This window comes from Nocardiopsis baichengensis YIM 90130, assembly GCF_000341205.1.
Classification (GTDB): Bacteria; Actinomycetota; Actinomycetes; order Streptosporangiales; family Streptosporangiaceae; genus Nocardiopsis_A; species Nocardiopsis_A halophila.
Window position 1 is genome coordinate 15,871 of sequence record NZ_ANAS01000006.1, and the last position, 16,604, is coordinate 32,474.

Annotated in this window: 14 protein-coding genes; 7 read left to right on the forward strand and 7 right to left on the reverse strand. The window is 73.5% G+C overall.

Features of this window, described 5'->3' with window-relative positions; translation table 11 throughout:
* Positions 1–5: 5 nt before the first annotated feature.
* Positions 6–1,685: a PucR family transcriptional regulator gene (locus C892_RS0106290; RefSeq protein ID WP_017556526.1), complete on the reverse strand. Its 1,680-nt coding sequence runs from the start codon at positions 1,683–1,685 to the stop codon at positions 6–8.
* 213 nt (positions 1,686–1,898) lie between these two features.
* Here C892_RS0106290 and pruA point away from each other — a divergent pair, with 213 nt between their 5' ends.
* Both pruA and C892_RS0106300 read left to right on the forward strand, forming a co-directional pair.
* The gene (gene pruA, locus C892_RS0106295; RefSeq protein ID WP_017556527.1) at positions 1,899–3,524 is read left to right on the forward strand and encodes an L-glutamate gamma-semialdehyde dehydrogenase; all 1,626 of its coding nucleotides are present in this window, start codon (positions 1,899–1,901) and stop codon (positions 3,522–3,524) included.
* A gap of 137 nt (positions 3,525–3,661) precedes the next feature.
* Positions 3,662–4,588: a proline dehydrogenase family protein gene (locus tag C892_RS0106300; protein WP_017542030.1), complete on the forward strand. Its 927-nt coding sequence runs from the start codon at positions 3,662–3,664 to the stop codon at positions 4,586–4,588.
* 140 nt (positions 4,589–4,728) lie between these two features.
* Here the strand turns inward: C892_RS0106300 and C892_RS0106305 are convergent, their stop codons facing one another.
* Complete coding sequence (locus tag C892_RS0106305; protein ID WP_017556528.1) at positions 4,729–5,649, reverse strand: LysR family transcriptional regulator; 921 nt, start codon at positions 5,647–5,649, stop codon at positions 4,729–4,731.
* 71 nt (positions 5,650–5,720) lie between these two features.
* Here C892_RS0106305 and dapA point away from each other — a divergent pair, with 71 nt between their 5' ends.
* Positions 5,721–6,641, forward strand: a complete 921-nt coding sequence (dapA, locus tag C892_RS0106310; RefSeq protein WP_017556529.1) for a 4-hydroxy-tetrahydrodipicolinate synthase — start codon at positions 5,721–5,723, stop codon at positions 6,639–6,641.
* A gap of 139 nt (positions 6,642–6,780) precedes the next feature.
* Here the strand turns inward: dapA and C892_RS0106315 are convergent, their stop codons facing one another.
* Positions 6,781–7,713: a TauD/TfdA dioxygenase family protein gene (locus C892_RS0106315; RefSeq protein ID WP_017556530.1), complete on the reverse strand. Its 933-nt coding sequence runs from the start codon at positions 7,711–7,713 to the stop codon at positions 6,781–6,783.
* 741 nt (positions 7,714–8,454) lie between these two features.
* On the opposite strand from C892_RS0106315, the gene C892_RS0106320 reads away from it, so the two are divergent.
* Complete coding sequence (locus tag C892_RS0106320; protein WP_026124173.1) at positions 8,455–9,384, forward strand: Bax inhibitor-1/YccA family protein; 930 nt, start codon at positions 8,455–8,457, stop codon at positions 9,382–9,384.
* Between the two features lie 114 nt (positions 9,385–9,498).
* On the opposite strand, the gene C892_RS0106325 is transcribed toward C892_RS0106320, so the two are convergent.
* The 3 genes from C892_RS0106325 to C892_RS0106335 all read right to left on the reverse strand — a co-directional run bounded on the left by C892_RS0106325 (position 9,499) and on the right by C892_RS0106335 (position 12,321).
* Positions 9,499–9,744 carry a DUF4287 domain-containing protein gene (locus C892_RS0106325; RefSeq protein WP_017542035.1) on the reverse strand — a complete coding sequence of 82 codons (246 nt, stop codon included), beginning with the start codon at positions 9,742–9,744 and terminating at the stop codon, positions 9,499–9,501.
* Positions 9,745–9,920: 176 nt separating this feature from the next.
* Positions 9,921–11,144, reverse strand: a complete 1,224-nt coding sequence (locus C892_RS0106330) for an acetyl-CoA C-acetyltransferase (protein WP_017556532.1) — start codon at positions 11,142–11,144, stop codon at positions 9,921–9,923.
* A gap of 136 nt (positions 11,145–11,280) precedes the next feature.
* A complete protein-coding gene (locus C892_RS0106335; protein WP_017556533.1) occupies positions 11,281–12,321 on the reverse strand; it encodes an SGNH/GDSL hydrolase family protein in 1,041 nt (346 codons plus the stop codon).
* Positions 12,322–12,529: 208 nt separating this feature from the next.
* On the opposite strand from C892_RS0106335, the gene C892_RS0106340 reads away from it, so the two are divergent.
* The 3 genes from C892_RS0106340 to C892_RS0106350 all read left to right on the forward strand — a co-directional run bounded on the left by C892_RS0106340 (position 12,530) and on the right by C892_RS0106350 (position 15,876).
* Positions 12,530–13,897, forward strand: coding sequence for a cystathionine beta-synthase (locus C892_RS0106340; RefSeq protein WP_017556534.1), 1,368 nt, complete (start codon positions 12,530–12,532; stop codon positions 13,895–13,897).
* A 124-nt stretch (positions 13,898–14,021) separates the two neighbouring features.
* Positions 14,022–14,699: an acyltransferase gene (locus C892_RS0106345; RefSeq protein ID WP_017542039.1), complete on the forward strand. Its 678-nt coding sequence runs from the start codon at positions 14,022–14,024 to the stop codon at positions 14,697–14,699.
* 34 nt (positions 14,700–14,733) lie between these two features.
* Positions 14,734–15,876 (forward strand): cystathionine gamma-synthase, encoded by a 1,143-nt coding sequence (locus C892_RS0106350; protein WP_017556535.1) that lies wholly within the window; start codon positions 14,734–14,736, stop codon positions 15,874–15,876.
* 82 nt (positions 15,877–15,958) lie between these two features.
* Here C892_RS0106350 and C892_RS0106355 read toward each other — a convergent pair whose 3' ends face one another.
* The gene (locus C892_RS0106355) at positions 15,959–16,393 is read right to left on the reverse strand and encodes a DUF6292 family protein (protein WP_017556536.1); all 435 of its coding nucleotides are present in this window, start codon (positions 16,391–16,393) and stop codon (positions 15,959–15,961) included.
* Positions 16,394–16,604: the final 211 nt, after the last annotated feature.

Consider the following 16,604-nt stretch of genomic DNA (forward strand, 5'->3'; position numbering starts at 1 on the left):
GCGGCTCACCGCTCGCGCTCCATCAGGAGCTGCAGGTGGGTGAAGAGCCGCTGGTCGGGGTCGCCCAGGTCGATCCCGCTGACGGCCTCGGCCCGGCGCACCCGGTAGCGCAGCGTGTTGGGGTGGATGTGCAGCCGCTCGGCGGCGGCCCGCACGTCCCCGAACGCCTCCAGGTAGGCCAGCAGCGAGCGCACCAGGTCCGAGTCGCTCTGGGCGTCGTGCCGGATGAGCGCCTCCACCCGGGGGTCGCGCAGGCCCGGGGTGGCGCGCAGGTGCGCCAGCGTCTCGCTGACCAGCACCCGTGCCCGCACGTCGCCGATGGTGGCCACGTCGCTCTCCAGGTCGCGGGACATGGCGTCGAGCACCCGGTCGGCCTCCTGCCGGGAGAGCGGGACCGCGTCGGGCGCGTCCACCGTCGATCCCACCGCCGCCTGCACGCCCGAGCCGATCAGGCCGCGCGCCGCCTCCACCGACTTGCGGGCCAGCGCCAGCACCGAGGCCTCGGCCGAGCGCGCCCCCACGTCGGGCACCAGCACGTAGATCCGCCCGCCCAACACCGTGACCAGGGCGTTCTTGCGGTAGGCGGCGGTGTGCACGGCGATCAGGTCGGCCATCCGGCGGCGCTGCAGCTCCAGGCCGGACCGGTTGCGCTCCTCCCGCCGGCCGCCCGCGCCCAGCGAGAAGGCGGCCACCAGCGCCGGCCGCTCGGGCGAGACCTCCACCGAGTCCGAGAGCGCCGCCGCCTCGATCCGACCCTCCAGCAGCCCGGCCAGCAGGTCCTCGCGCAGCCGCAGCCCCGCGGTCACCTCGGTGCGGTGGCGCAGCATGTGCAGCGCGGTGATGCGGGCCGCGCCCAGCAGCGCCTCCTCGGCGCCCTCGGCGAAGGGGTGGGCGCCCTTCTGCACCCAGATCGTGCCCAGCGGCTGGTCCCCGGCGTGCACCCCCACCGCCATGCGGGGGCGGATGCCCAGCTCGGGGTGCTCGGCCACGTGCACCACCTCGTCGCCGGCCCGCAGCCGGGAGAAGACCCCCCACTCGCGCAGCAGCGCCAGGTACTGCTCGGGGCCCTGCCGGCCGAGCACGCTGAGCCGGCGCAGCTCGTCGACCTCCTCGCCGCTGGAGTAGGCCAGCACCCGGCTGGCGGCGTCCTCGATCGCCACCATCCCGCCGGTGAGCGTGGCGAGCGTCTGGGCCAGCGAGAACAGGTCCCCGGCCGACTCGCCCAGGTCGGTCTCGCCGGTGAGCCGGGCGTCGTCGACCACGCTGCGGCACAGCGCCTGCAGCTGGTCCCAGCGCACGTCGGGGCGGACCGCCAGCAGCGCCACCCCCGCCTCGCGGGCGGCGGTGCGCAGCAGGCCCACCTCGTCGGCGGCGGGGCGGGCCGGTGCGGGCGCGCCCCACCCCTGCGGAGGCGGGTAGCTGGGCTCCTCGGCCTGGGCCCGGGCGGCGGCGTTGACCTTGACCGCCACCCCGGCGGCGCCGCGCCGCGCGGCGGCCCGCACCAGCTGCCGGGCGGCCGCTCCGCGGGCCCCGATCAGCAGGACCAGGTCGCCGGTGAAGGCGTCCACCTCGTCTTCGGGATCGGCGATGATGACATTGTCCACTCGCACATCCAGCCCGGTGGGGGCGGCGAGCACGTCGACCAGCGGGTCGCCGACCGCTAGCAGGAGCTGACGGAGCGGCACACCAGGTGTTTCGTTCCCTTCGTCAGGGTTCTGTGTTATATGGGGCTGCTGGGGTGTTCCGGGATCGGTGAAGTCCATGGCCCTTTCAGTTTGTCGTATCGGCCAAGCCCGCGCGACAAAAAGTGGCCGCGCCCACAACGCCGGATCATGTCTGGTTCGCTTACGTTTGACCGGTTCGATGGAGATGACGACGCCGTCCCGACGGAGGTGCCCATGGATGCGGTGACGAACGTCCCCGTGCCGGCCAATGAGCCCGTGCTGACCTACGCACCCGGCAGCCCCGAGCGGGCCGAGCTGGAGACCCGCCTGTCCGAGCTGGGCAAGGAGCCGGTCGAGCTGCCGATGACCATCGGCGGGGAGCGCCGGATGGGCGGCGGGCAGCGCATCGACGCGGTCCAGCCGCACCGCCACTCCGCCGTGCTGGGCACCATGGGCAACGCCACCCACGACGACGCCCGCGCCGCGGTCGCCGCCGCCAAGGGCGCCGCCGAGGACTGGCGGAACATGCCCTTCGACGAGCGCGCCGCGATCATCCTGCGCGCCGCCGACCTTCTCGCCGGCCCCTGGCGCCAGACGATCAACGCGGCCACCATGCTCGGCCAGTCCAAGACCGCGATCCAGGCCGAGATCGACGCCGCCTGCGAGCTCATCGACTTCTGGCGGTTCAACGTCGCCTACGCCCGCCAGCTGATGGAGCAGCAGCCCTACAGCCCGGCCGGCCAGTGGAACCGCCTGGAGCAGCGGCCGCTGGAGGGCTTCGTCTACGCGATCACGCCCTTCAACTTCACCGCCATCGCCGGCAACCTGCCCACCGCCCCGGCGCTGATGGGCAACGTCGTGGTCTGGAAGCCCTCGCCCACCCAGCAGTTCGCCGCGGACCTGACCATGCGGCTGCTGGAGGAGGCGGGCATGCCCCCCGGCGTCATCAACATGGTCACCGGCGACGGCCTGGCCGTCTCCGACGTCGCGCTGGCCGACCCCGAGCTGGCCGGCATCCACTTCACCGGCTCCACCGCCACCTTCCAGCACCTGTGGCGCTCGGTCGGCGAGAACATCGCCAACTACCGGTCCTACCCGCGCATCGTCGGCGAGACCGGCGGCAAGGACTTCATCGTCGCCCACTCCTCGGCGAACCCGGACACGGTCCGTACCGCAATCGTCCGCGGCGCCTTCGAGTTCCAGGGCCAGAAGTGCTCGGCCGCCTCGCGCGCCTTCGTCGCCCGCTCGGTCTGGGAGCGCATGCGCGACGACCTGGTCGCCGAGACCGAGGCCCTGTCCATGGGCGACGTCACCGACCTGAGCAACTTCATGGGCGCGGTCATCGACCGCCGCTCCTTCGACCGCCTCTCCGGCGTGCTGGAGCGGGTCAAGGCCGACCCGACCCTGACGGTCCTGGCCGGCGGCACCGCCGACGACTCCGAGGGCTACTTCGTGCGCCCCACCATCGTCGAGGGCACCGACCCGGCCAACGACGTCTTCCGCACCGAGTACTTCGGCCCCTTCGTGGCGGTGCACGTCTACGAGGACGGCGACTACGACCGCATCCTCAAGGTCGTCGACGAGGGCTCGGACTACGCCCTGACCGGCGCCGTCATCGCCGACGACCGCGCCGCGGTGCAGAAGGCCCACCAGGCCCTGCGGTTCACCGCCGGCAACTTCTACGTCAACGACAAGCCGACCGGCTCGGTCGTGGGCCAGCAGCCCTTCGGCGGCGCCCGCGCCTCCGGGACCAACGACAAGGCCGGCTCCGCGCAGAACCTGGCGCGCTGGGCCAGCCCGCGCTCCATCAAGGAGACCTTCGTTCCGCCGAAGACCTCCGCCCACCCGCACCAGGGCTGATCGGCCCGGGCTCACCCCCCGGCCCCGGGCGGCGCCCGGGGCGGTCACCACCACGTCGGTCCCGCGGCGCAGCGTGCGGCCGGGCCCCGCTCGGGGCCCGGCCGCACCCGCCCTGGGAAGGAAATGCGAGGTCATCCATGCTTCGTACGCCACTGCTGGCCGCGGCGCGCTCCACCGCGTGCCGCCGGCTCGTCGAGCGCGCCCCCGTGACCCGGGGGCTGGTGGACCGGTTCGTCGCCGGGTCCACCCAGGAGCAGGCGCTCCCCAAGGTCGCCGAGCTCACCCGGGACCGCTACGTCACCCTGGACCACCTGGGGGAGGACACCACCGACGCCGAGCAGGCCCAGGACACGGTGGACGCCTACACCCGGCTGCTGGCCGCGCTGGGCGAGGCGGGCCTGGCCGGCCGGGCCGAGGTGTCGGTGAAACTGTCGGCCGTGGGGCAGTTCCTGCCGGCCGACGGCGAGAAGATCGCGCTGGACAACGCCCGCGAGATCTGCCGGGCGGCCCAGGAGGCGGGCACCACCGTCACCCTGGACATGGAGGACCACACGACGGTCGACTCCACCCTGTCCATCCTGCGCCAGCTGCGGGTGGACTTCCCCTGGGTGGGCGCCGTGCTCCAGGCCTACCTGCACCGCACCGAGGCCGACTGCCGCGACCTGAGCGGGGAGGGCTCGCGGGTGCGGCTGTGCAAGGGCGCCTACGACGAGCCCGCCTCGGTCGCCTACAAGGACAAGGCCGAGGTGGACCGGGCCTACGTGCGCTGCCTGAAGATCCTCATGGCGGGCGAGGGCTACCCGATGGTGGCCTCGCACGACCCGCGCATGGTGGCGATCGCCCAGAAGCTCGCGGCCACCGCGGGCCGCTCGGAGGACGAGTACGAGCACCAGATGCTCTACGGCATCCGCGACAACGAGCAGGTGCGCCTGGCCGCCGAGGGCAAGCGCATGCGCGTCTACGTCCCCTACGGCGACGAGTGGTACGGCTACTTCATGCGCCGCCTGGCCGAGCGCCCGGCGAACATGGTGTTCTTCGCCCGCTCCCTGATCACCCGCGGCTGACCCCGCCGCGGCCCGCCCCCGGGCCCGGCTCCGCGGCCGATCCCGCGGACACCCGGACCCGGGCGCGCCTTCCCTCCTCCCTTGTTGATCTCGGGTAAGTCGGGGTTATACCGGCCGGTACAAGGCCGACTTCCCCGAGATCAACAACGCGGTCCGCCCACCGCCGCCCCCGCGGCGGCCACGAACGCGGCGATCGCCGGGTGCGCACCTCCGCCCGCGCGGAAGGCCACCTTCGAGCGGCGGAACAGCGGCAGCGCGGTCAGCACCACGCCCTCGGCGGGCGGGGCGGTGGCCGTCTCGGGGACGAACCCCACCCCCTGCCCGATGGCGGCCAGGGACAGCACCGTGCGGAAGTCGTTGACCTGGTGGCGGATCCTCGGCTGGAACCCGGCCGCCTGACAGGCGCGCACGACCATCGCGTGGCCGGTCGTGCCGTCCCGCGCGGTGATCCACGGGGCCTCGGAGCAGGGGCCGAGCAGCTCCGCCAGGGTGCCGTCCCCGGAGGCCCCCACCGCGGCGGCCCCGCCCGCGGCACCCGTGGCCAGGTACATCGGCTCCTCCAGCAGGGAGACCTCCTCGACCGTGGCGTCCGGCGGCGCGGGGACGAAGTCGTAGTCGTGCACGAGCGCCACGTCGAGGTCGCCGGCGCGCAGGGCGTCGGAGACCCGCGCCGAGTCGATCTCCTGGAGCATCGGCTCCAGCCCGGGGTGCCTCCGGGCCAGCTCGGCCAGGGCGGCGGGGACGATGGTGTGCCCGCCGGAGGGGAAGGTCCCGATGCGCAGCGACCCGCCGATGCCCTCCCGGGCGCCGGCGAGCTCGGCGGCGGCCAGCTCCAGGCGCTCCAGCACGGCGTCGGCGTGGGCGACCAGGGTCCGGCCCGCGGGGGTGAGGACCACGCGCCTGCCACTGCGCTCCAGCAGGGCCACGCCCGCCTCGCGCTCCAGCGCGTTCAGCTGCTGGGAGACGGCGGACGCGGTGAAGGTCAGCGCCTCGGCCACGGCCGTGATCGTGCCCCGCCGGTCCAGCTCGCGGAGCAGGTGGAGGCGGCGAACATCAAGCATAAGTTCAGCTTAGGTGTTCCGGTAGAAATCAGAAATGGACCTACAGGGTCAGCGGGGGCAGGCTGGGACCCATGACGCCCGATCCGATCTTCACCGGCCTGTACGTCCCGTTGGTGACCCCGTTCACCGACGACCTGCGCCTGGCCCCCGACGCGCTGGCCCGCCTCGCCGACGAGGCGTTGTCGGCCGGCGCCTCCGGGCTCGTCGCGCTCGGCACCACCGCGGAGGCGGCCACGCTGACCGCGGAGGAGAAGCGGACCGTCGTGCGCGTGTGCGCAGCGGCCTGCCGGGAGCACGGCGCCCCGCTGATCGTCGGGGTCGGCACCAATGACACCGCGGCCGCCGTCGAGACGCTGCGGGAACTGGCGGCCGCCGGCGACGCGGCCGCGGCGCTGGTCCCCGCCCCGCCCTACATCCGGCCCGGCCAGGCGGGCACGCTGGCGCACTTCAGCGCGCTGTCCGATCAGGGCGGCCTTCCGCTGATCGTGTACGACATCCCCTACCGGACCGGGCAGGCCCTCACCCCCGAGACGCTCGCCGCTCTCGGCCGCCTCCCCAGGGTCGTCGGGGTCAAGCACGCGACCGGCGCGATCGACGCGGCCGCGGTCGAGCTGCTCGCCGACCCGCCGGAGGGCTTCTCCGTGCTCGGCGGCGACGACGCCGTCCTCTCGCCGCTTCTCGCGGCCGGCGCCCACGGCGCGATCGCCGCCTCGTCCAACCTGCGCACCGCCGACTTCGCCGAACTGGTCTCCCTGTGGCGCAGCGGCGCCGGCGGGCCCGCCCGAAGGCTGGGCGCCGAACTGTCCCGGCTGTCCGCCGCGCTTTTCGCCGAGCCGAACCCGACGGTGATCAAGGGCGTCCTGCAGGCCCAGGGGCGCATCCCCTGCCCGGCCGTCCGGATGCCGCTGCTCGCCGCCTCCGCCGAGTCGGTCCGCAGGGCCCTGCCCTTGGCGGGTCCCCGCGCACGCCGCGGGTCCCTGGCCCCGGCCTGACAGCCCCTTCGTTGTCGATCTCGGGGAAGTCGGCCTTAAGAGCTCCCTCATAAGGCCGACTTCCCCGAGATCGCCTCGGAGGAAGCGGACCCCGGCCCGCACGGTGCGGGCCGGGGCCGGTCGGCTTCCTCAGTCGTCCTCAGTACGGGCGGTCGCCCACGATGGCGACGCGCTCGGCGACGCGCGGGTGGGGGTGGTAGTCGTTGACCGCGTAGTGCTGGGTGGCGCGGTTGTCCCAGAACGCGATCGAGTTCTTCTCCCACCGGAACCGCACCTGGTACTCGGGCACGTGCGCCTGCTGGAAGAGGTAGCGCAGCAGCGCGTCGCTCTCCTCGCGCTCCATGCCCAGGATGCGGGTGGTGAAGGAGACGTTCACGAACAGCGTCTTGCGGCCGGTCTCGGGGTGGGTGCGCACCACGGGGTGGTGCACCGGCGGGAAGCGGTCCTGCCACTCCAGCAGGCGCTCGCGGTCCAGGAAGCGCGCGAAGCCCGGGATCACGTCGTGCTCGGCGACGGCCCCGTCGATGCGGGCCTTGACCTCCTCAGGGAGGTTGTCGTAGGCGGCGGCCATGTCCGCCCACATCGTGTCCCCGCCCTGCGGCGGAACCTCGACCAGGCGCAGGATCGCCCCCAGGGCCGGCTCGCGCCGCCAGGTCACGTCGGTGTGCCAGACGTTCTCGTAGCTCGGCGGCATCTTCCCCTTGGCGAAGCGCGCAATGACGGCGTCGTCGCCCTGGTCGATGAAGGGGTTGGTCTCCAGGTCGCCCCACATGCGGGCGATCTCCTGCTGCCGCTCGGAGGTGATCGGCTGGTCGCGGAAGAAGACCACCTTGAACTCCAGCAGCGCGCGGTGGATCTCGGCGCGCAGCTCCTCGGAGATCTCCTCGCGCAGGTCCACGCCGTGGATCTCCGCGCCGATCACGGGGCCGAGGGGGCGGACGTCGATGAGGCGGTACGGCGCGGACTCCTGGGTGTCGGCGAGGCGGCGCAGGGAGCGCGGCCCCTCCACGACGGCGTCGTCGACGGTGCGCGCCTCGCGCAGCGCGGCGGTCGGGTTCTCGGTGACGGTCATACGGTCCGTACCTCTCTTCTCGGTTCTTCTTTCGGGGGTACTGGCTTCGGGGGGACGCCGATCGCGGATCGCCTCACGGATCACCGGGTCGGGGTCGGACGGGAGGCGGGGCGACGAAGCGTCGTACTGGGAATGCCGTGAGTGATGGTCGTCGGGTGGCCGAACGCGGGTCCGTCCTGCCGGGGGCATGCGAGGGCGGGCCGCGACAAGCTCAGGGCTCAGGCGGGTCCGCGCCGGAACGGCGGCTAGGACGGGGTCGTCAGGGAGGCAGGGATAGGGGAGTGCTCAGGGAACGAGCGCGACAGACCGGGTGAGGCGGGGCGACGGGCGCGGAACGGGACGCGGAACACGTCCGGTCGTCCAGGCGGTCGCCCGAGGCGGCGCGGTGGGCGCGCAAAAGCGCGCGACGGAGCGCCGGCCTAGGCGGTGAAAGGAGGAGACCCCAGGCGGCCGCGGAGGAGGATCACCCCGGCGGCCCCACGGCGACGGGCGCCGCGGTCGCGTCGACTCGGACGAAGCGTCCGGAGGAGGCGGGGGTCTGTGGTCATGGCGCCGAGCATGGGGGCCGCGCCCCGTTCCTGTCAAGGCGAGGGGCCGCCGGGACACCTCCCGGGCGCCGCCTCCGGGGCCCTATGGAGCCGAACGAGTCCGAGACGTGATGGATGCCGGGGAACCCGGTGAGGAGGCCGCACGTTACGTTGAAGGCAGTAGACCCACGGCCCTGGAAAGGCTTGCACAGACATGCGGATGAGGAGTTCCAATCCCGTCCTGAAGCGGGCGATGCAGTCCGGTCAGGGCGGCGGGTACGGCGGACAGGCCTACGGCTATCAGCAGCCCTACGGCCAGCCCGGCTACGCACAGCCCGGACAGCCCCAGCCGGGGTACGGGCAGGACGCCTACGGCTACCCCCAGCCGGGCGCCTACGGCCAGCCCCCCATGGCGCCCGCCCAGGGACGGCTGACCATCGACGACGTGGTCGTCAAGACCGGCCTGACGCTCGGCATGGTCCTCGTCACGGCGGTCATCAACTACTTCATCGGCTGGATGGGCGGGGACTCGGGCGCCGGCCTGGCGATGACCCTCACCTTCGTCGGTGCCATCGGCGGCCTGATCCTGGGCCTGGTCATCGCGTTCAAGGGCTCCACCAACCCGGCCCTGATCCTCACCTACGCCGCCCTTGAGGGCCTGTTCGTCGGCGGGTTCAGCTACATCCTCGAGGTGCAGCTCTTCAGGCAGGGGGTGGCCGACGCCACCACCGGCTCGCTGGCGGTGCCGGCGATCTTCGGCACGCTCTTCGTCGCCGGGACCATGCTGGCCCTGTACAAGTTCAAGGTCATCCGGGTCACCAACACCTTCGTCAAGGTGGTCTCGGCCGCGGCCATCGGCTTCTTCGTGCTGATCCTGGCCAACTTCCTGCTGGGCTTCTTCATCGACGGCGGCCTGGGCCTGCGCACCGCCAGCCCGCTGGGCCTGCTCGTCAGCGCGGTCGCGGTCGTGCTGGCCGCCGCGGTCCTGGCGATCGAGTTCAAGAACGTCGACGACGCCCTGGAGATGGGCCTGCCGGAGAAGTTCTCCTGGCAGCTCGCCTTCGGCCTGACCGTGACCCTGGTCTGGCTCTACATCGAGATCCTGCGAATGATCTGGATCCTGAAGTCGATGTTCGCCGAATAACCGGTCCACCGGTGCGGCCCCCTCAGGCCCGCACCGGCCGCACGGGCACCCGCCTCACGGGAAAGGCGCCGCACCCCGAACGGGGAGCGGCGCCTTTCCTGCGCCGGGGACGCCTCAGGAACGCTGCCGCGGAATGGGCTGGTGGCTCCGGTGCCGGCGCATGTACTCCTGCACGATGGCGTGCGCGTACCCGCGACTGAGCGCGTACTCGTCGGCGAGCCACGCGCTGCGCTCGGAGCAGCGGGTCAGTGACGGACCTTTGTCGAGGGTCTCGAACCACTCGGGGAGTTCGCGGCCGGTAACGGACGGGATGCGGGCGAGCAGCTGGGCGTGGATCTCCGGCGAGTGGGTCACCGCCATGGGTGGCACCTCCGATGATGAGCGGCACTTACCAGCGACCTTGCATCAGGATGAAGGCTCGGACAAGCCCCGGTGACCGGGTTTTACCTTCGGTTTCGCCCACCGGGGCGCCCCGATGGCCCGGGACGCCCCGATTCCTCCGCATCCTCGGAATCCTCCGGATCCTCGGAGCGGGGTCAGCTCAGCCGCTCGAAGACGGCCGCCATGCCCTGGCCGCCGCCCACGCACATGGTCTCCAGGCCGAAGGTCTTGTCGTGGAAGCTCAGCCCGTTGAGCAGCGTGCCGGTGATGCGCGCGCCGGTCATGCCGAAGGGGTGGCCCACGGCGATCGCCCCGCCGTTGACGTTGAGCTGGCTCTCGATGTCGATGCCCAGGTCGTCGGCGGAGGGCAGCACCTGCGCGGCGAAGGCCTCGTTGATCTCGACCAGGTCGATGTCGGAGATGGTCATGTTGGCCCGGGCCAGCGCCTGCCGGGAGGCCTCCACCGGGCCCAGCCCCATGATCTCCGGGGACAGCGCGCTCACCCCGGTGGACACGATCCGCGCCAGCGGGGTCAGGCCGAGCTGCGCCGCCTTGGCGTCGCTCATGATCACCACGGCGGCGGCGCCGTCGTTGAGCGGGCAGCAGTTGCCGGCGGTGACCGTGCCGTCCGGCCGGAAGACCGGCTTGAGCTCGGAGACCTTCTCGTAGGTCGTGCCCGGCCGGGGGCCGTCGTCGGTGTCGGCGACCGAGCCGTCGGGCAGCGTGACCGGGCTGATCTCCCGGGACCAGAACCCGTTCTCGATCGCCTGCTCGGCGCGGTTCTGCGAGCGCACCCCGAACGCGTCCTGGCGCTCCCGGGAGATGCCGCGCATCTGGGCGACGTTCTCGGCGGTCTGGCCCATGGTGATGTAGACGTCCGGCAGCTCCCCGTCCTCGCGCGGGTCGCTCCAGGTGTCGGCGCCGCCCTCGGCGCGGCGGGCCGTGCGCTCCTCGGCGCCGGCGAAGAGCGGGTTCTTGGTGTCGGGCAGGGTGTCGCTGTTGCCCTTGGCGTACCGGCTGACCATCTCCACCCCGGCCGAGACGAACACGTCGCCCTCCCCGGCCTTGATGGCGTGGTAGGCCATCCGGGTCGTCTGGAGGCTGGAGGAGCAGTACCGGGTCAGGGTGGCGCCGGGCACCGTGTCCCAGCCGAGCTGCACCGCGACCACGCGGGCCAGGTTGTGGCCCTGCTCGCCGCCGGGCAGACCGCAGCCCAGCAGCAGGTCGTCGATGTCCTTCGGGTCCAGCTGCGGCACCTTGGCCAGCGCCGCCGTGATGATCTGTGCGGTGATGTCGTCGGGCCTCAGGTCCTTCAGAGACCCCTTGAAGGCGCGCCCGATGGGGGAGCGCGCGGTCGCGACGATGACGGCTTCAGGCATGCTCGCGGCCCTTCTCGCGATGGTCCGTACGTTCTGCGGGTCTGCGGTGGTAGATCCCGTTATTACCAGCAAGTTAACCTGTCGGCCGCCGGACGCCGAGCGCCGGGGTGCCGGATGTGCGCGCCCGCGGGCGCGCTCAGGCGCGCGAGTGCGCGGCGTCCTGCGCCCCGCCGCCCTGCTCCGGGGGCCCACCGCCCTCCTGTTCCTGCGGGCGCTCCCGGGCCGCCCGGTGCAGCAGGGCCGCCCACCGGCCTCGCGGGCCGCGCTCGCGCCCGGCCACCCGCACGCCGGTGACCTCGGTGCCCGCCTCCTCGGCGGCCTCGACCGCGGCCCGGTCCACCGGCAGGACGCCTTCGCCGGCGCGCCGGTCCAGCGGCACCTCCAGCTCGGGCAGCAGCCCCAGCGCGGCGCACGCCGAGGGCAGGACCGCGATCGCCGCATGGGCGTACCCGCGCGCGGAGGGGTGGAACCGGTCCGGCCCGAAGAGCTCGTCGGGGCGGGCGACGAAGTCGTCGGCGAGCAGGTCGGTCAGCGAGACCGTGCGCCCGCCCTCCTCCACCACCGCGATGGTCTGGGCGGCGGCCAGCTGGCGCGAGGCGCGCCGGGCGACGGTCCGCAGGGGCTGTCCGATCGGGCGCACGCTGCCCAGGTCGGGGCAGGTGGCCACGACCACCGCGGTGCCGTCGGCGTGCAGGGCGCGCACCACGCTCTGCAGGTGGTGCACGGCGTCGGCGGGGCGCACCCGGTGGATGACGTCGTTGGCGCCGATGAACACCACCGCCAGGTCGGGCACCTCGCCCTCCAGCAGCCCGGCCTGGCGCACCAGGTCGGCCGAGGTGGCGCCGACCTTGGCGGTGCTGCGCAGCCGCACCGGCCGCCCGGCGACCTCGGCGATCCCGGCGGCCAGCAGCGCGCCGGGGGTCTGCGGCCCCTCGGTCAGCGCGAACCCGGCGGCGGTGGAGTCGCCCATGACGGCGAAGGAGACCGGCGGCCCCGCGCCGCGGCCGTAGACGCCCTCCACCTCCGGGGGCGTCCACGAGGTGAACCCGATGGCCCGGTGGGCCAGGCGCGCCTGCAGGTACAGCAGCGCCATGGTGCCCGCCCCGAGAAGGGTGAGCCCGCCCCCGCCGAACGCGGTGGCGGTCGCGATCCTCCTGGCCCGTGCGGCGCGCAGCATGGCCCCCTCCTCCTGCACCTTCGCTACCGGCGGCCCCCTTGGGTCCGCTATGAGGATGCCCCCCGCGCGCCCGCCGTACGCACCGGTAGCCTCGCGTCCCGGACCCGGGCGGGGACCGCGGCGCCCTTGTAGTGTCGGTGCCACCAGGGGAGAGGGCCCCCACCAGGGGCGCCGATCCCGGACAATGGCGTTCAGAAGGGGAGCCCCGATGCGGGTGCACCAGTCGTTGATCGATCTCGTCGGAGACACCCCGCTGCTGCGGCTGAACAAGGTGACCGAAGGCCTGGCGCCGACCGTGCTGGCCAAGGTGGAGTACTTCAACCCCGGCGGATCCGTGAAGGACCGCATCGCGCTCCGGATGATCGAGCAGGCCGAGAAGGACGGCCTGATCGGTCCCGGCGGCACCATCGTCGAGCCGACCTCCGGCAACACCGGGGTGGGGCTGGCGATCGTCGCCGCCCAGCGCGGGTACCGCTGCGTGTTCGTCTGCCCCGACAAGGTGGGCAACGACAAGCTCGCCGTCCTGCGGGCCTACGGCGCCGAGGTGGTGGTGTGCCCGACCACGGTCGCCCCCGACCACCCCGATTCCTACTACTCGGTCTCGGACCGCCTGGCCGAGTCCATCCCGGGGGCCTGGAAGCCGGACCAGTACGCCAACCGGAACAACCCCGAGTCGCACTACCGCTCCACCGGCCCGGAGATCTGGGAGCAGACCGAGGGGCGCATCACCCACTTCGTGGCCGGGATCGGCACCGGCGGCACCATCACCGGCGCCGGGCGCTACCTCAAGGAGGTCTCGGAGGGGCGGGTCAAGGTCATCGGCGCCGACCCGGAGGGCTCGGTCTACTCCGGCGGCAGCGGCCGGCCCTACCTGGTGGAGGGCGTCGGCGAGGACATCTGGCCCGAGACCTACGACCCGCAGATCTGCGACGACGTCGTCGCGGTCAGCGACAAGGACTCCTTCCTCATGACGCGCCGCCTGGCCAAGGAGGAGACGCTGCTGGTGGGCGGCTCCTGCGGCACGGCGGTGGAGGCGGCGCTGCGGGTGGCCGCCACGGCCTCCCCCGACGACGTGATCGTGGTGCTGCTGCCCGACGGCGGCCGCGGGTACCTGGGCAAGATCTTCAACGACGAGTGGATGGCCGACTACGGCTTCCTGTCCGCCCAGACCGAGGAGCCCACCGCCGGGGACGTGCTCGCCGGGAAGGGGCCCACGCTGCCCGAGTTCGTGCACGTCCACCCGCACGAGACGGTGGGCACCGCGGTCGACGTCATGCGCGAGTACGGGGTGAGCCAGCTCCCGGTGATGAAGGAGGAGCCGCCGGTCATGGCGGCCGAGGTGGTCGGCTCCATCGCCGAGCGCGACGTGCTGGACGCGCTGTTCGCCTCGCGGGCGCGCCTGCAGGACACGGTCGCCGACCACATGAGCGCGCCGCTGCCGGTGGTCGGCGGCGGCGAGCCGGTCAGCCGGTGCGTGGAGCTGCTGCGCGGCGCCGGCGCGCTGGTGGTGCTGCGCGACGGCAAGCCGGCCGGGGTGCTCACCCGCCAGGACCTGCTGGCCCACATGGCCGGCTGACCCGGGGGCGGGACGGCGCGGTCCCCGCCGGGCGGGGGCCGCACGCACCGGACCGGCGGGCGCCTATTACAGTGCACCACGTCATTACCCGTCGGTAGATTCGAGGCTGCAGGTGGCACGGCTGATGTCCTGGGTCGCGCGCGGGCTGTGGTCCTGGGCCCGCCGCCACGCCGACGTGCGCGCGGGCACCCGCGCGGCCCGCCGGTTCGCCGCCTACGGGCCGGGAACCTCGATCGCCTTCCCCACCGCCACCGTCTTCGGCGAGCCCTGGATCACTCTGGGAGCGCACACCCTCATCGGCGCCGACATCACCCTGACCGCGGGCATGCTGCCCGGCATGGAGCTGGGGCCCGAACCGCTGCTGCGGATCGGCGACGGCTGCACCATCGGGCGCGGCTCGCACGTGGTGGCGCACTGCTCCGTCGAGATCGGCGACCACGTGTTCACCGGCCCCTACGTCTACATCACCGACCAGAACCACGTGTACAGCGACCCGCACACCCCGGTCGGGCTGCAGTGGCCCCAGGACGCCCCGGTGCGGATCGGCTCGGGCACCTGGATCGGCGCCAACGCGGTGGTGCTGCCCGGCGCGCGCCTGGGCCGCAACTGCGTGGTGGCGGCCGGCACCGTGGTGCGGCCCGGCTCCTACGCCGACCACAGCGTGATCGCGGGGGTGCCGGGCAAGGTGGTGCGCCGCTTCGAGGAGGAGGCGGGCTGGACCCCGCCGCTGCGCCCGGCCGAGCAGAGCGGCGCCCACCCGGCCCGCCGCGGCTGCTCCGGCACCGCCCCGGCCGAGGAGTAGGGCCGCGCGGGGCCGTGCGGACTAGTGTGGGCCCATGACGTTCGACGGGTTTGAGACGCTGGCGATCCACGCCGGTCAGGAGGCCGACACCGAGACCGGTGCGGTCGTCGTCCCCATCTACCAGACCAGCACCTACGCCCAGGACGGCGTGGGCGGGCTGCGCGGCGGCTACGAGTACTCGCGCACCGCCAACCCCACCCGCAAGGCGCTGGAGGAGTGCCTGGCCGCGCTCGAGTCCGGCGCGCGGGGCCTGGCCTTCGCCTCGGGCATGGCGGCCGAGGACACCCTGCTGCGCACCGTCGCGGGCCCGGGCGACCACGTGATCATCCCCGGCGACGCCTACGGCGGCACCTTCCGGCTCTTCTCCAAGGTGCTGGAGCGCTGGGGGGTGGCCTGGGAGGCGGTGCCGCAGACCGACCCCGAGGCGGTGCGGGCCGCGATCCGGCCGGAGACCGTGGCGATCTGGACCGAGACGCCGACCAACCCGCTGCTCAACATCACCGACATCGAGGCCCTGGCCGGGATCGCGCACGACGCCGGCGCGCTGTTCGTGGTGGACAACACCTTCGCCTCGCCCTACCTGCAGCGGCCGCTGGCCCTGGGTGCCGACGTGGTGGTGCACTCGACCACCAAGTACCTGGGCGGCCACTCCGACGTGGTCGGCGGCGCGCTGGTGGTCGCCGACCCGGAGCTGGGCGAGCGCCTGGCCTTCCACCAGAACACCATGGGCGCGGTCGCCGGGCCCTTCGACGCCTGGCTCGCCCTGCGCGGGGCCAAGACGCTGGGCGTGCGCATGGACCGGCACTGCGCCAACGCCGAGCGGGTCGCCGAGGCGCTGCGCCACCACCCGGGGGTGTCCGAGGTGATCTACCCGGGCCTGGCCGAGCACCCCGGGCACAAGGTCGCGGCCCGGCAGATGCGCGCCTTCGGCGGGATGCTCTCCTTCCGGCTGCGCGACGGGGAGAAGGCCGCGCTGCGGGTGTGCGAGCGCACCCAGGTGTTCACCCTGGGCGAGTCGCTGGGCGGGGTGGAGTCGCTCATCGAGCACCCGGCGCGGATGACGCACGCCTCGACGGCCGGTTCCCCGCTGGAGGTGCCGGGCGACCTGGTGCGGCTCTCGGTCGGCATCGAGTCCGGCGACGACCTGGTGGCCGACCTGCTCGCGGCGCTGGACTGAGCCGCCGCCCGCGACGCCCCCTTCTGCGGCCCCTCCCGCCGCCGGCGCCCCGCGCGCCCGCACCGGGGAGGGGCCGCGGGCCTCACACCCGGGCGCGGTAGGCGGCCAGGCGGGCGTCCAGGCCGTCCCCGTAGTCCCGGAAGGACCGGTGCACCGGGCGCTCGGCGGTGCCCGGCTCGGTCCCGGCGATGACCGCGCGCACCGCGCGGGCCACCGCCCCGGGCTCGGGGAGCAGGCCCAGCGGCAGGTAGCGGGTGCGGTCGAGGGCGACCCAGCCGTCGGCGTCCATCCGTCCGAAGCGCCAGCCGCTCTCCTCGTCCCAGACGAAGCGCAGTCGCCCGCCGTCGGCGGCGCGGGTGACCACCGTGGCGTCGCGGGGGTCCATCGGGTCGTTCCAGTGGTCGAGCACCTCGGTCCCGCCGCCGGTCAGCGCGGCGGCGACCGCGTCCACGTAGGGCTGGGGCAGCAGCACCCACTCCGGGGAGTAGGGCGCGGGCATCAGGCCGTTTCCGTTCACGGCGCGTTCCTTGTCTAGGACAGTGCGAAATGGGTGGAGAGGGAAGAAGGCCGCGATCTCGGCCGCGACCTGGGGCGGGTGTGAGCGCCGTTCCGTTCCGGCCGTGTCCCGGTGGAGGAATGGACGGGTGCTCGGTCCGCTGGGGCCGAAGTTAAGCGGTGCTCGGCGGTGGTGCCAGTGGGCCGCGCGTGCGTTGTCAAGACGTGATGCT